This window comes from Thalassoglobus sp., from assembly GCF_048270125.1.
Lineage (GTDB): Bacteria > Planctomycetota > Planctomycetia > Planctomycetales > Planctomycetaceae > Thalassoglobus.
The window spans coordinates 61634-75442 of sequence record NZ_JBLWTN010000015.1 but is presented as its reverse complement, the minus strand read 5'-3'; the positions used below and the strand labels follow the sequence as shown (position 1 = coordinate 75442).

Sequence of the window (13809 nt, the reverse complement as noted above, 5' to 3'; positions counted from 1 at the left end):
CCTCAGAATGTCTCTGAAGTTGTCAAATGCTTCGAAGTTAGTTTGTTGAAGGCTCGATCTTTCGACGTTTTGGATTGCCTTCAATGGACGCTTGGTACACACCCGCATGATTTGCAGAAAGGCAACGACCGCTCGCCCATGTCCGCAGACGCTCTACTGATTCCGCAGCCGTGACAGCCACCGGTACGACGTTCTGGGCCGCTTGCAGCAATGGGACATCAAGCAATGCCGACAATCGGCAGCAGGCTTTGACCTCCGCACCAGTCCAGATGGCATCATCCGGCATCCTCTGGTCGCGGTTAATCTCGAACCGATCGAGATAGATGTTCCAGATCGCGTCCTTCTCTTCTCGATTGGGCAGGTCGAGAAAGAAGATGCCATCAAAGCGTTCACTACGCCCGAACTCTGGCGGCAACTTCGAGACATCGTTGGCTGTGCAAACGACAAAGGCATCGGACTCATGGTCATTGAGCCAACCCAGAAATGTCCCGAACATCCGTGACGAGACACCCGAATCACCGCTGCCGTTGACACCCGCAAACGCTTTCTCCACTTCATCGAGCATGACAATACAAGGAGCCATCGCGTCGATGACCTTCAGGGCTTGCCGTGTTCTCTCTTCTGACTGACCGACCAGTGAACCCATCAGGCTACCGATGTCGAGGATTAACACCGGTCGACCAACTTCGTTACCGAGCGTCTTGCAGAACTCCGACTTCCCACAACCCGGTGGAGAGAGTAATAACACACCCCGCGCACGCTGCGAACGCTTCCCGCGACTTGGTTGCAAGAGCGACCGCTTGCAAAACGACTTCAACGCCGACAGTCCGCCGAGGCTGCTGAAGTTCGCTTGACCACGATGCAGTTCGAGCGAACCGGACTTCTTGAGCGTCTGTGTCTTCAGTTCCCAGACCGCATCCGGCGTCACGCGACCGTGTCGAACCAATGACAGGCTGAAGGCATTCTCGGCTTCCATTCGTGTCAGTCCCGCCGCCGCGTCGAGTACCGTTTCCAGTTCCTGGCCCTCGGGCAGTTCGGATTCTTCCGTGGCAATGCCACGTGCGATGTGTGCCAACTGTTTACGGTCGGGCAAGTCATGCTCCAGCACCACGAACAGCTTTTCGAGTTCGACAGGCAACTGCACGACGGGTGACAGGATCACCACGATTGTGCGGTTCAGCTTTCCCGCGACGACCTGTTGAGCGAGTGCCTGCACGATCTCGGCTGATTGCAAGAACCGATGAAAGTTCTGTAGCACCAGGATCGCAGTGCCGTCCGGTGTGGCCAACGAGTTGACAGCACGAATCGCCGCTAACGGATCGTTTCCGGCTGCTTCAATCTCAGCACCGGTGACCTTCAATCCTTGTTCAATGTCCCACGTTGCCAACCGCCATTCCTCCTGACGGCATAACTGCGCAATCGCCACCAGCGCATCCTGATGCTCATGGCTCTCGACCCACAGCCCGGTAAAGCAAGCCCGCACGTACTCTCCGAGTCGATCAGTCAATGTCATAGGTATTCTCCTTCATGAAGTGAAAAGGGGGAAATTCCAGCAGCAAGAGTTACCGCTAGAAGAGATGTCGCATCGGCAGGAATGAAGCGTCACTGATTGACGAGTTCAGCAATGGCATGCAGCCACGAAGTGACCTCGCCCGCGTGATCGCTGTCAGCCAATCGTTGAGGGGTCATGCAATCGACGACGTCCCGGTTGAGCCAGTGCTTGGCCTGATTGCGGAGTCGTTTGCGAGTCCGTAACGACAGCGACGTCCATTCGCGCTGAATTCTTTTACTACGCAGAATCTCCAACGCAGCCAGTTCGGCCACGTCATCATCGTCGCCAAAGTTCACCGACACGTTGCGAGCGTCGCTAATCGCCTGGGGATGCAGATAGTTCTCCAGGCTCCGCTTGCCGGTCATGAACGAACGATGCTTCGGCAGTGAGTTGAGGTTGTCTATAGCCAATCGACGTTGCTCGCTTTCCGGCGGCATCTCACGATCAAACAGTGAGAATGCCGACCGGCAAAGCGGCGTCAATCGTTGCATCCACGGCTGTGGTCCGTTGCCACCCAGAGGGAGAATGGCAATCTCATGTGATTGTTCCAGAGTTGCGAGACTGGGAACAGCGGGATCGACTTCGGCGAGTACCCGGCTGATGCGTCGCAAGAATTCCACATCATGCGGCCCCTCTAACAGTATCAACACTGGGAGTGACGTGTTGTGAGGTTCACTCATCGTCCCTCCTACTCGTGGTGATGTTGCTGAGTTTCCGCCTTCTGGCTGGCATAGAACTCGGACGTCAATTGTTCGTCGAGATGTTGGCCGAGTGACCGTTCGATGAACCGGCTGGCTTCCAGGCATTCATTGCCAACGAAGCCCTTCGTCTCCACTCGTGATTGACCATTGGGTGCGATGGTGATTTCGATCGTCTTGCTCATACAGCATCTCCCACGTTCACGGTCAATTTGATTGAACCATCTTTCAAGGGTTGTTCGATCACAGAATGCCCCGCCTTGCGCGCTTCCAAAGAGGCTTTCTCAACCGCGTATCTTTGCAGGAACCGATCAAGTTGCTTCTGTTCACCCCACCGACCGTTGTAATTGTCGAAGGCGAGCTTTCCCGTGTTCACGTCAGCGACAACCGCATACCGCCACTGCGGTAATCGCACCGCCCATCCCGTCGCCGAACTACTGAACAACTTCACCTCCCCAAACACCGGCTCCGGCAATTTCAGGCGATTACACGCCGACCGAATCGCCACCGGATCACGAACCTCCGTCTGAATCGAAACAATGTGCGACATACACTCGTCCTCCACATTTAAGAAATCTGATCACGGAACCGACCATCGGCCCCGCCCATAAGAAAAGCCCCGCAAAAACCGGCCATTTCCGGTCTTCATGGGGCTTTCACACAGCTGAGAATCACCTTCTCAAAGCTACACCACAGGTATCAACTTACTTGCCGCGTTTCTGCTCTGAATTTAGCCATCCGGCAGTGACAACTCTGCCTCTGAAGAACGGATCGCGACGAAGAACATATTTCCAAGTGATCGCTAACGATTAATATCGTCGTTGCCTCCGTCAATTCGTATCACGGATGACCGAGTCTGTTTCTGTCGAGAAGGTTCACCGAGTCGAACGGAACATTTCCTGTCCCATTGGGCAAAATGCCTTACCAGGGACTGCGAACGAATCTCGCTCTATCCGCTATTGGCAAGAATAAGAATGGGAGCCAATAGCTATACCAGAGTCTCACCTTACTTGCCGCGTTTCCTCACTGAATTTAGCTGAATTGACCAGCAGCAACACTCGATTCACACTGATTCATCAAATTCCATGCGGATCGCCACTCAGTTTCCACAGCATAGACTGAATAACGCAAATCCACACACGCAACACGCTATTTCACAACCTGCACAATCTTTGTCATCAACATAAACTCCGCCCGGTCCGCAAGGAATGCAGCATCCAAGATACAATGTGACCGATCGCTGATCACGAACTCCAGCCGACGCCAGCAAAGCACGTTCGACGGCATGCCAAGAACTTTTCCAATGCGAGCCAATCGTTTCCCGTCCCTGTTTGAGGCATTCACCAAGATACAAGAGGACGTCATTCTTAATCCGGCTCGGCAACGTCGAAATCTGTTTTCCCACGGCATAGCAAAGCGGGTTATAATTCGTTCCCGCGTCCGCCTCAAAATCTTGGATGGCATCGACCAGATAGACGGATCGTCCCAAACGCTCTCCGATTTGCCGAGCTTGTGCGGCGTCCAGATGCGATTCACAACGCTCGACGATTTCCGTCGCAAGCAGCCCGTAGGCCTGAGCGGTTGGTTCAGCTGCGGACTCGAAGTTCGGTTCGCGGCGAGCTTCAACCGCTTGTTGTTGTGCAAGGATTGACTCCATCTGATCGACATCGAAATCAAGGTTTCGCAGATCCTGACGAGCTTCTTCGAAAACACTTTGATAGCTCCAGTGCAGAATCCGACTTTGAAGACCGCCATCATCCTGCATGTCATCCTTGACCTTGATGGAAATGGTGTAGACGCTGATGGCAGCGAGAAGTTGCTGCAGTTCCGAGACTTCCCCGTCCTTGAGCTTGCCAACACCGCCACGGACACAATTTCCCATCCGCAGCTGTCGTGATTTATTTTGATGATCGAGAAGCCACCACAAGGTCGCAACATCGTGAAGCACAAGGAAGCGAGATTTTAGGCCATACCGGTGATGTAATAGACCACATAGATTGCAGTAGGCGGAAACGTACTGACGGTATTCTTCGCGAGTCAAAAGATTCGCTTGTGGTTTCAAGATCCCGAACATGTCTTGGCCTTTCATCTGATACGGAGCTGCGCTGACCAGACCAGTGTATCCGATAATGGGATATCCTCAAGCGGGATGTAGATTCGCCCTTCAACTTTGAAGGAAGGGTGAGTGGAAAAGAATCTCTACACCGCACGACAACAGAAACTTTTGAGTCTCCTGCGAGAGACTCGGAGTCGGGCGGGTCTACGCCAAGAGGATGTGGCCATTCAACTCAACCGCCCACAATCCTTCGTAAGCAAATACGAGTCTGGAGAAAGAAGACTCGACATTCTCGAACTCTACGATGTGTGCGAAGTCCTCGGCATCAAACTCTCAGATTTCGCGATGACCTTGGAAAAGGTGTTGTCGGTGAATGGGAAGGCGAAATAGACAGTTGGCGATTGAACGGTAAACCAGCCGAAACAAGAGCCAGAAATTGCTGGTCGGTCTCGCGCGAATGCTTTCTAACACCAAGAAAGATACAGATGGCTTCCTTTTGATGTTGGAAGGATTCCAAAAAAAAAAGTTGGTTGTTCAATCACCGCAATCGACTCGCTCCAGTGAGTCACATCAATGGAACCGGGCTTCTGTGCCTCGTTGATAAGATCGACTTTCGCCCAGTTTTGTCTGGACTCAAAGCTGGTTCTCAATCAAACCGGAGTCAAAGTTGCCTTCCCGAGATCGCTTTGACGACACCAAACTCCCAAACGCGACACCGATTCATCGACTTCAAGCCCTCAATTGCATCGATCTGACTGTATTCGCTGCGGAAAGGAGAAATCGGCAATATTTGCCGGTTTGGCATCGCTTGTGCAATTCATTGGTACATCGCGAAATTGCGATTCACTTGAAATCGAAGTCTTAACGAGGAGATAGAACGATGAAACGTTTACTTGCATTGAGTGCTGTCCTGACTGCCACAATACTGATGGGATCATCAGCTCAGGCTTCCGGATTCGGAGTCAGTTGGGGAAACGGTTACAACAACTATGGCGGTGCCTATTCTCACGGGGGGTACGGTCGCTCTTACTCACGAAATTACGGCAACTACGGATCCAGATTTAACAACGGCTATCGGTCAAACTATGGTTCCTATCCTTCTTTCGGATATGGTCGCTCGTACCATGACACCAGCCATTACGACTACCATCCCCCAACAGTTCAGCGGCATCGAGGACATCTCGACTACACTCCAGGCCACTATGATTTTCATCGATCGGGGCACAGACATTAAATGAGCTGTCGGTAGGAGCTTGGCATGCATTATGGCGTCAGAGCTTTGGGGGCAGGTTTTCCTGAATTTGCCTCCACGCCTCACCTCGTGTCTAACTCAAAGAATTCAGCTCTAACCTTGAATGATTGGTAATGAGATAGGCATAATTGACTAGAGGTAAATACCTGTTGCGGAGCAGCGGGCCAAATCGATGACAGGATGTCTCACAATTTCAACAGAGGAGAGTCCTGTGAAAACGAACGCCGCAACATTTCTGACAATGGCCGGGCTGGCATTGGTGTGGACAGCTAGTACTGTCGAAGCTCAGCATGTTCATCGTCGCTATCAACCACGCTACTCGGGAGGAGCGCACATCGATCATCATGATCATGTTGTGCGGGATAGTCATGGGCACGTCATCCAACGCTATCACCATGACGTAGTTCATCCGAATTCAACTCATGTGGTCCCACACTATAACTCGGGGAACTCAGGGGCTTACTATTCGCATGATGGCCATCATTATTACTATCCTTCACGTACTACAGCAGCTGATCCGCATGGGCATGTTCATCGTACTGCTAAACCTGTGCAGATCGAATTCGGTGGATTTTCACACGTCGATGATCTGGCAATTCGTCTCGAAGAACTAACAAATGAACTCTGTCTGGATCTCCATTTCAATTACTCACACAATCATGGATTCCGTGAAACATATGCTGAAGCTTACGAAATCCTGCAAGTCGCGAAATACATTCACGACGCTGAACATCAGCATTATCGCGACGCCATCGCATCACGACTTGGTGGTCTTGATGAATTGTTCCACCATGTTCAAGACGATGTGCGAGGCTGGAGCCGTCACCATCATCGACAGGTTGGAAATCTCGGAATCTTGACGAAGATGGATTACATCGAATCAACACTGCATCATCTCATGAATGATGTCGGAGTCCGCAAGTCAGGCGTCAACGCTGGTAATGGTCAAGCTCCACCACCGGGAGGCCCTGCAAACGGACAAGCGCCTCCGCCCGCCGGTTCGGGATTCCAGCAATCAGCACCATCGAATAGTCCGACCTTTCGACAAGCGGTTCCAACCAATCAAAATCCAAACGCGATTGGTTCCCCCCCACCTCCAACCGTTCCATGATCTCAAAACAATAGACTGAGACAATCCACTGCCTGCAATTCACCAAGAGTTGTCAGGCAGTTTTTTATTCGCTGTCGTTCATCTCCGCGAATTCCATGGCAATCAGTGTCAAGTCGTCCGACAAGTTCGCGGTCCCTCGGTGGGAATCCAGTTGCTCTTCAATTTTGGCAAGAGCAAATTCAATTCGTGCTTCTCGATGGCGACGAAAGCATTCAAGTAGTCGTTCACGTCCAAAGAGTTCACCTGAAAGACTGAGTGTTTCAGTAGCTCCATCACTGAACAAGAGAATTCTTTGGTTGGGCGCGAGCGTGATTGTTTGCTGCTCGTAATTCGCTTTCTCATCGATGCCCAGTAGCAACCCGGTACTGGAAAGTTCTTGTACTGTGTTTCGTTCGGTGAGCAGAATTCCAGTTTCATGACCCGCGCTGACCCATGAGAATTCCTGCTTAGCAGGTGTCCACTGAGCGAGAAACATTGATGCAAAGTTTCCGGGAAGTACAGTCGCTGCAAATCGTCGATTGACTTTCTGAACGATTGAAATCAACTCGAAAGGTTCTTCTTCTGTTACGCCCAGAAGGATGGATTTCAACATCGCTGCTCCCATAGCGGCCGGGATTCCGTGTCCCGTCACATCGGCCAGACAAATCAACCATGATCCATCGGACAGCGGGAGATAATCGTAGTAATCCCCCGCCACAACATCTGCCGGTTTGAACGAGTGTGCGATGCGGATTCCTGGGACTGCCACTGCATCGGGCAGCAAGTGCTGTTGGATTCTCTGCGCTTTCTCCAACTGTTGATGTCTTTCTCTTTCATTGAACTGAAGTCGTTCGCTCATTGAGTTAATCGCCCGAAAAAGATTTTGAAGCTCACGACAACCGAACGGTTTTGTCGTGAGCCCGTACTCCCCCACCGCAATCTGTTCGACCCGTTGTACAAGACGCTTCAATGGACGATCAACGATACGAAGCAGGACGATATTCACGATGACTGCAGCGCCGATTCCAAGTATTGCTAATACTCCTAGTTGTGTCAGGAGGTGTGTGCGAATCGCCCTGCGAGCATCTGCCAAATCTTCAGAGACGAATACACTGATCCCATTTTCAATATGGCTGCCTACAACAATAGCACGATCATGGATCACTGCTTGATGATCAGGTGAAACTGCCGCTTCACTAATAACCTCAAGAATGTTCGGGGCGTCTTCGGCATGTTTGTGGGAATGCAACACTTTCCCGTCCACTTTAACAGTGATCCGATGTCCAGAGGGATTGCCTGAACAAATACGGTTACAAACCCCATCGATGTAGCGTTGTATTTCGCCGGAGTCGTGATTGAGAGCAAGATGATTGACTGCTGTGTGGATTGCAATCGCTTCGTCGCGGAGATTTTCGAATTTTTTACGTGACTCGCCGCTCATCTCTTTTTGATAATGAAAAGAGAGTAGACAAAGTATGGCAATTCCCAACGTCAGGTTGACTGACCATAACAGCTGAGTTCGTATCGATCGTGAGCCGTTTAGTGATGAATCCGGTTGTCGAATCTTCAACATTTATGGTTCCACAATCACTTCTTTGGACGAATTGATGACATGTTCTTTGATAGTTGTGCGTGAAAACACTTCCAAGCATCTTGTTAACAGAGCGTGGTCAATAACTTTTGAAAAACCGTGTACAAGTTCCTGGCGTCGGAAGCAACGCGTCAGAACTTGCAACACGGAATCGCAATTGTGAACCGACAGGTTTGATTAGGCAGCTCTTGCATCCTTCACATCCAAGGCAACACCATCGACGAGGCGGATTGTTCTTTTCGCATAGGCTGCGGAGCCACTGTCGTGGGTCACCATGATAATGGTACGACCGTCCTGATGAAACTCGGTCAGGTATTCCATCACCTGTTGACGGGTTTCAGAGTCGAGATTCCCGGTCGGCTCATCAGCCAGGATGATTTGCGGATCATTCGCCAAAGTGCGGGCCATCGCCACACGCTGCTGCTGTCCCTGGCTGAGTTCATTGGGCTTGTGATCGACCCGGTCAGACAATCCGACACGGTCGAGCATTTCCAGTGCACGTTTTCGTTGTTCATCAGGAGTCTTGCCTGACAGCAACAACGGCACCTGCACATTCTCGCAAGCGGAGAGATAAGGAATTAAGTTGAAGGTTTGAAACACGAATCCGATCTTTTCTCCCCGAACGGCTGTTCGTTCTTCGATGGAGAGATCATACAGGGATTGCCCATCGAGGATGACTTGTCCCGAGGTCGGAGCCATCATGCCGCCGAGGACGGAGAGCATCGTTGTCTTTCCGCTGCCACTGGGACCGACAATCGCAACGAAGTCGTTGTCGGCAATCGCCAGGTTCGAATGATCGAGAGCTGTCACGGTCTCACCGCGACGCGTGTAGGTCTTCGTGACCTCTTTAAGTTGATACATGAAAAAGCTCCTTGGTCCAATGACCAGTTTGAGAATTACGCGTCGTTGAACACGAGGCAGGGATCGAGTCCCGCTGCTTTCCGAGCGGGAAAGTAGCTGGCAAGCAATGAGACGACTGTCGCTGTGACCATGCCGATGGCCAGCAGTTGTGGCATCGGGCGGACAGCAATTCCGAGGAGTTGCGGTCCAAGGACGACTGCGACAACCGTCCCGGTCAAAAATCCGATCAACCCGCCCGAGACTCCAAGGAGGGTGGCTTTACCGAGAAACAGTTGCGTCACAAACCGACGCCCCGCTCCCAATGCCATGAGTGTGCCAATTTCTTTGCGTCGTTCGGTGACATTAGCGAACATGACACTGGCGATACTCGCTCCACCAACAAGTAGTAGGATCGAAAAGAAAACCCAGGAGAGACTCGACATCAATCCGTTGACGGCGACCTGTGTCTCCACGACTTGTGCAATGGTCACGATACGGGTCTCAGGAAGTTCCGCCGAAAGGTTGCCGATGAGATCACCGGCTGCGTCCTCACAGCACGCCATAATTTCGATGACGTTGATGACTGGTCCTGAACCGGAGAGATCTTGAACGGAATGTAAATGTGCAAACAGGCGACTGTCATCGACCGTTCCTGTCTCAGGAAGGATTGTGAGGACCTCGAAATCTTCTCCCAACAGATTAAGTTTGTCTCCATTTTCCGTCCCGAGTTGCGTTGCAATATCAGCACCGAGGATCACCTCTCGTTTTCCGAGAGTTTGAATGGATCGTGTGGTCGCGAGATCTGCTGGGCTTTCGCTATCGCCATCTCCGACGGAAGTCGCAGTGGGGCAGCATCCTCGATCGGAACCGACTGGATTTGCGATGAGGTTCAGGCCCTGCCACGCCGATTTCGCTTGAAACTCCGAACGCGGAAGAATCCCAGTGAGGGTGACGGGGATCGAGTCCACCGTTGCAGCGACGCAAAGTTTCGGAGCAAGGTTTTCCACTCCCGGCATCCGAGCCAGTGCCAACCTGGTGACATACTCTTCGGGCATGGTCTGACCGTGCATGTCGGCAGAATAATAATCCTGCAACGAGACATTGTCGGGTAAGACAAGGACGTTCGCTCCCAGCGACTCCATGTCACCGGCAATTTTCCGTTCTGAAGAGACCGTAATATTTTGAATCGCAACGAGTGCAGCGACGCCGAGCGTCACCGTTAATAAACTTGTTAGCATTGTCGTCGGACGTTGCCAGAGTTCTTTCCAGATGAGTGTACGAAGTTTCATGGAATCCACCCCTAAGTGTTGAGTATTAAGGAAAGCACGGGAATCGCGTTGTCTGCAATGAAGCGATTCCCGTGCTTGAAGAAATAGAATTAGCGGCGTGGTACTTGTGTTCCACCAGCAGCCTTAATGTGCTTGCAATTCGCATCGTCGCAGCACTTACCGGCGGCAGCCAGTTTTTGAGCCAGAATATTGTGAGTCACATTTTCGTTATAGAGACCGAGCATCACTCCCGGAGGGGCCATGAACGCCACAACCGAACTTGGCTGATCGGTACGGATGCGAAGCTGCTGCAGGAAGCGCGCTTCCGCCGGATCGTTTGCATTGACAGTGACGACTTCGGTTCGTTTCTTGAACAGAGCGTCGTTCTGGAACTGAGTCACACCGGCTGGAACGACTTTTTGGCCGTCTGGATGAGCACACAACAAAACAATCTTCTGTTCCTGAAGTGCTTTCAGGCAGTTCGCCTGCGCGGGAGAAACAATTGCAGCAGTGAGATGCTGAGGAGTGACTCGCTGAGGAAACACACTCGCGATCGCCCCGTTCGGAGCAAGCACAGCCACGGCAGGCATCGGTATCCGAGTCGCATCAAACTTACTGATTAACGCTTGTTCGCGGTTATCGTTAATTTGAACGGGCACGATCGCTGCGTCCTGTCGACTCGCAAGGGTCGATTGAAGGACTTGCTGCATCGACTGAGTCGCGGAATCATTACTGCGATAAAACAGGACAAAACTAAACTTCCCATTCTGGGCATTCGATTCAACTGCTTGTTGCCCCGCGCTGAATTCAGCAGCGGTTGCTTGATGGCTCAAGGGAAGCGCTCCTGCAATCAGCATGAACGCGACTGTGAGTGCTTGCGTATTTCTAGTCATGATTGAAATCCTTTTCTATGCCGAGTGTGAATTGAGACTGCAACAACCGACTCGACGAATCCGATTCTGCATTCGATTACCATCGCTCAACGGGGACGTCGAGGACGAGGTTCCATGAACGTAGTTTTGAGAGTGAGAACAGTGACTGCGGCAACTGGAAGTAATTCGACAGCCGCCGGGTATCACGAAGGACGGATGGAAAGATCGCTCAACACAGCGCGCCAATCCATGCGGATGAAAGAAGAATATTGGTCTACAAGAGCGTTAGACCAACCAAACCTGCTTGATAGCGTATAGCGGTTCAGAAGTTGTCAAGAATTGATCCGGTCGCTCAAGCCGAGTGAGGCGAGGCAACACGTCAAGAACAAACGAAGCCGGGCAGACGTTTTGAACTGTTGCCAGCAAGTCGGTTGAAAGTGTGTCTAAGGTGTCATCGGTCCGAGGTGCAAACACAAACTGGCAGTCAACGTCATCGCATGGCTTTGGTGGGCTCGGATGACTGTTCCCACATGGGGACGATGAAAGATTGCTTCCCTGTTCTGATTCGTGATTCTCCGCTTCATCGCAATCAGAGGCGGAGCAGTCACCTTTGCACTCAGACGAAGAAGAATCGACACACATTGTGCAGGCATAGGCACAACAACCCACATACGGTGAACAGCATCCCAACAGCACATGAAAAATGGCTGCCGACACGGTCCAGAGAATGAGGAAGTTGCGAAACATGAAATCCGAGGAGTTCAATTGTTGGGATGAGAACGTGAAAGATGAGAACAACGGTTATCTCTATTTATCGGACATGGAGCAGTGAGTCTAGAGGAAAAACTCAGGGTTGGATGCCTCCTCAATGGGTCTCGACTTTGGGCGAAACTACGTCAGCGAAAATCGTACTGATATCGCTCATTCTGAACACGAACTCAATTTATAATATCATCATTGCAAAGTGTTCTGGCTAAATGACTTAATCTCCAGGGGACAGACCTGATGCGCCCGCATCAAGCTGACAGGTGTGGTCCTGCTGTGTTCGCTCCTCATTAAACTCAAATTCGAGAGTTGAATGAGAGATGTCGAATTCGTCCTTCAAAAGATTTTTGACCGACTTCTTGATGGTCTCCAAGTCGCCAGCGTTCTGGCGTTTGATGACGATATGAGCTTCCAGTGCAATGTGTTGTTCGTCGAGTTGCCAGACATGCAGATGATGCAGGTCGATGACTTGATCGATGGCGGTGACATCCTTGACGAGATGATCGAGGTCAAAATCGGTCGGTGTACCCTCCATCAACACACGTGTTGCTTGCGGCAGCATCACGACCACTTGATATAGCACGTAGCCGGAAATCAATAACGTCAATGCTGGATCAACCCAATTCCACTTCAGCCAGATGATCGCTCCTGCTCCAATTAGAACTCCTAACGATCCGAGAGCATCGACAATGTTGTGAATGAAAGCCGCTCTCACGTTCAGCGATCCGCGACTCATTGCCCACAGCAGCAAGGCTGTGCCCACATCAACGACGAGGGCCAGGATCGCCGCCGCGGCCATTAACCAGCCGATAATCTCCTGCGGATAGAAAATGCGATTGATTCCTTCGTAGACCAGGTACAACCCGATGACTGCCAAAAGCGTCAGATTGATCGTTGCCCCGATGAGTTCGGCTCGCCGATATCCAAACGTGTAACGTTCGTTTGATTCCTTTCGAGAAATGCGCCGAGCGATCCACGCAATCAACAGGGCATTGGCATCATTGAAATTGTGAGCTGCGTCCGAGAGCAAAGCGACGCTCCCGGACATGATTCCGGCAATCACCTGTCCCAATGTCAAAATCTGGTTGAGAACCACAGACCACAACAGGCGCGAATCGCTAACGTCCACCACCTCGCCACTGCGGGTCATCCTATGTGTATGCCCCGAGTGGTCATGGTCGATCGATGGCGATTCTTCGTTCTTAGTCGTTGCGGATGGGGATGACATTCTACTGTGGGGGGCTAGAGTTTGAACTGACTGGAAAATCAAGTCGGTGGGTCGTCCAGTCTTGACCTGACAAATTAGTGCGCATGATCGTGAGCGATTTTCCCACGATACGATTTCCCGTTGATGGACAGGACAAGAGTTGCCTCAGCGTCCTCGCTATGCAGGTCTTCTCCGAGTTCCTTATCTGAGGAAATAAATCGCGACGATTTTCCTTCTGCGTCACCGCTGTCCGGTTTGGCGGCGAGTTTGAACTGTTCGCCTTTGCCATCATGTTTGAGATTGATCGTGATTTCAGATGCTTCAATCGGAACAGCAGCTTTGGCGGCACTGTCGAGGACATAAATGGTCACAGTCCCTGCTTCCTCGTCATGGACGAATTCACCATGGTACTCTTCGGCACCGAGTTCGATCAGCGAGCCATGATGGGGGCCTTCTGTCGGGTGATCGTGCCCTTCGTGACTGTCGACCGTCGCCGGTGGACCGGTAGAGATCGGACCATCAGAGGAAGGTTCGTTATCCGCACATCCGATCATTGCAATGGATAGGGATGCGACTAATGCCGTTGTGAGATGAGGGAAACGTTTCATTTTGCAATCC

General features: G+C 51.5%; 14 protein-coding genes. 3 read left to right on the top strand and 11 right to left on the bottom strand.

From position 1 onward, the window contains the following. Positions 1 to 37 precede the first annotated feature (37 nt). The 5 genes from ACN0YR_RS16180 to ACN0YR_RS16160 all read right to left on the bottom strand — a co-directional run bounded on the left by ACN0YR_RS16180 (position 38) and on the right by ACN0YR_RS16160 (position 4339). Positions 38 to 1513 (bottom strand): AAA family ATPase, encoded by a 1476-nt coding sequence (locus tag ACN0YR_RS16180; RefSeq protein WP_417850269.1) that lies wholly within the window; start codon positions 1511 to 1513, stop codon positions 38 to 40. 89 nt (positions 1514 to 1602) lie between these two features. Then, positions 1603 to 2232 carry an ATP-dependent endonuclease gene (locus tag ACN0YR_RS16175; protein ID WP_417850268.1) on the bottom strand — a complete coding sequence of 210 codons (630 nt, stop codon included), beginning with the start codon at positions 2230 to 2232 and terminating at the stop codon, positions 1603 to 1605. Positions 2233 to 2240: 8 nt separating this feature from the next. Then, on the bottom strand, positions 2241 to 2435 hold the full coding sequence (locus ACN0YR_RS16170; RefSeq protein ID WP_417850267.1) for a DUF2997 domain-containing protein: 195 nt from the start codon (positions 2433 to 2435) through the stop codon (positions 2241 to 2243). Then, complete coding sequence (locus ACN0YR_RS16165; protein ID WP_417850266.1) at positions 2432 to 2800, bottom strand: DUF1257 domain-containing protein; 369 nt, start codon at positions 2798 to 2800, stop codon at positions 2432 to 2434. The genes ACN0YR_RS16170 and ACN0YR_RS16165 overlap by 4 nt, the downstream gene beginning before the upstream one ends. A 549-nt stretch (positions 2801 to 3349) precedes the next feature. Beyond that, positions 3350 to 4339, bottom strand: a complete 990-nt coding sequence (locus ACN0YR_RS16160; protein WP_417850265.1) for a DUF5685 family protein — start codon at positions 4337 to 4339, stop codon at positions 3350 to 3352. 96 nt (positions 4340 to 4435) lie between these two features. On the opposite strand from ACN0YR_RS16160, the gene ACN0YR_RS16155 reads away from it, so the two are divergent. From ACN0YR_RS16155 to ACN0YR_RS16145, 3 genes are all read left to right on the top strand, one after another. Further along, positions 4436 to 4696, top strand: coding sequence for a helix-turn-helix domain-containing protein (locus ACN0YR_RS16155; RefSeq protein WP_417850264.1), 261 nt, complete (start codon positions 4436 to 4438; stop codon positions 4694 to 4696). A 490-nt stretch (positions 4697 to 5186) separates the two neighbouring features. Then, positions 5187 to 5540: a hypothetical protein gene (locus ACN0YR_RS16150; protein WP_417850263.1), complete on the top strand. Its 354-nt coding sequence runs from the start codon at positions 5187 to 5189 to the stop codon at positions 5538 to 5540. Positions 5541 to 5769: 229 nt separating this feature from the next. Next, on the top strand, positions 5770 to 6669 hold the full coding sequence (locus ACN0YR_RS16145) for a hypothetical protein (protein WP_417850262.1): 900 nt from the start codon (positions 5770 to 5772) through the stop codon (positions 6667 to 6669). A 64-nt stretch (positions 6670 to 6733) separates the two neighbouring features. Here the strand turns inward: ACN0YR_RS16145 and ACN0YR_RS16140 are convergent, their stop codons facing one another. From ACN0YR_RS16140 to ACN0YR_RS16115, 6 genes are all read right to left on the bottom strand, one after another. After that, positions 6734 to 8221, bottom strand: coding sequence for a PP2C family protein-serine/threonine phosphatase (locus ACN0YR_RS16140; protein ID WP_417850261.1), 1488 nt, complete (start codon positions 8219 to 8221; stop codon positions 6734 to 6736). 195 nt (positions 8222 to 8416) lie between these two features. Next, on the bottom strand, positions 8417 to 9100 hold the full coding sequence (locus ACN0YR_RS16135; protein WP_417850260.1) for an ABC transporter ATP-binding protein: 684 nt from the start codon (positions 9098 to 9100) through the stop codon (positions 8417 to 8419). A gap of 35 nt (positions 9101 to 9135) precedes the next feature. Further along, complete coding sequence (locus ACN0YR_RS16130) at positions 9136 to 10368, bottom strand: ABC transporter permease (protein WP_417850259.1); 1233 nt, start codon at positions 10366 to 10368, stop codon at positions 9136 to 9138. Positions 10369 to 10457: 89 nt separating this feature from the next. Further along, positions 10458 to 11240, bottom strand: a complete 783-nt coding sequence (locus ACN0YR_RS16125; protein ID WP_417850258.1) for a hypothetical protein — start codon at positions 11238 to 11240, stop codon at positions 10458 to 10460. Positions 11241 to 12201: 961 nt separating this feature from the next. Then, on the bottom strand, positions 12202 to 13212 hold the full coding sequence (locus ACN0YR_RS16120; protein WP_417850257.1) for a cation diffusion facilitator family transporter: 1011 nt from the start codon (positions 13210 to 13212) through the stop codon (positions 12202 to 12204). Positions 13213 to 13286: 74 nt separating this feature from the next. Next, positions 13287 to 13799, bottom strand: a complete 513-nt coding sequence (locus tag ACN0YR_RS16115; protein WP_417850256.1) for a hypothetical protein — start codon at positions 13797 to 13799, stop codon at positions 13287 to 13289. Positions 13800 to 13809 lie beyond the last annotated feature (10 nt).

Bases quoted from the DNA above. Each gene is read 5' to 3' on its own strand.
- ACN0YR_RS16115 (WP_417850256.1), bottom strand. From the start codon at position 13,799: ATGAAACGTTTCCCTCATCTCACAACGGCATTAGTCGCATCCCTATCC.
- ACN0YR_RS16130 (WP_417850259.1), bottom strand. From the start codon at position 10,368: ATGAAACTTCGTACACTCATCTGGAAAGAACTCTGGCAACGTCCGACG.
- ACN0YR_RS16120 (WP_417850257.1), bottom strand. From the start codon at position 13,212: ATGTCATCCCCATCCGCAACGACTAAGAACGAAGAATCGCCATCGATC.
- ACN0YR_RS16170 (WP_417850267.1), bottom strand. From the start codon at position 2,435: ATGAGCAAGACGATCGAAATCACCATCGCACCCAATGGTCAATCACGA.
- ACN0YR_RS16140 (WP_417850261.1), bottom strand. From the start codon at position 8,221: ATGTTGAAGATTCGACAACCGGATTCATCACTAAACGGCTCACGATCG.
- ACN0YR_RS16160 (WP_417850265.1), bottom strand. From the start codon at position 4,339: ATGAAAGGCCAAGACATGTTCGGGATCTTGAAACCACAAGCGAATCTT.
- ACN0YR_RS16180 (WP_417850269.1), bottom strand. From the start codon at position 1,513: ATGACATTGACTGATCGACTCGGAGAGTACGTGCGGGCTTGCTTTACC.
- ACN0YR_RS16175 (WP_417850268.1), bottom strand. From the start codon at position 2,232: ATGAGTGAACCTCACAACACGTCACTCCCAGTGTTGATACTGTTAGAG.
- ACN0YR_RS16150 (WP_417850263.1), top strand. From the start codon at position 5,187: ATGAAACGTTTACTTGCATTGAGTGCTGTCCTGACTGCCACAATACTG.
- ACN0YR_RS16135 (WP_417850260.1), bottom strand. From the start codon at position 9,100: ATGTATCAACTTAAAGAGGTCACGAAGACCTACACGCGTCGCGGTGAG.
- ACN0YR_RS16125 (WP_417850258.1), bottom strand. From the start codon at position 11,240: ATGACTAGAAATACGCAAGCACTCACAGTCGCGTTCATGCTGATTGCA.
- ACN0YR_RS16165 (WP_417850266.1), bottom strand. From the start codon at position 2,800: ATGTCGCACATTGTTTCGATTCAGACGGAGGTTCGTGATCCGGTGGCG.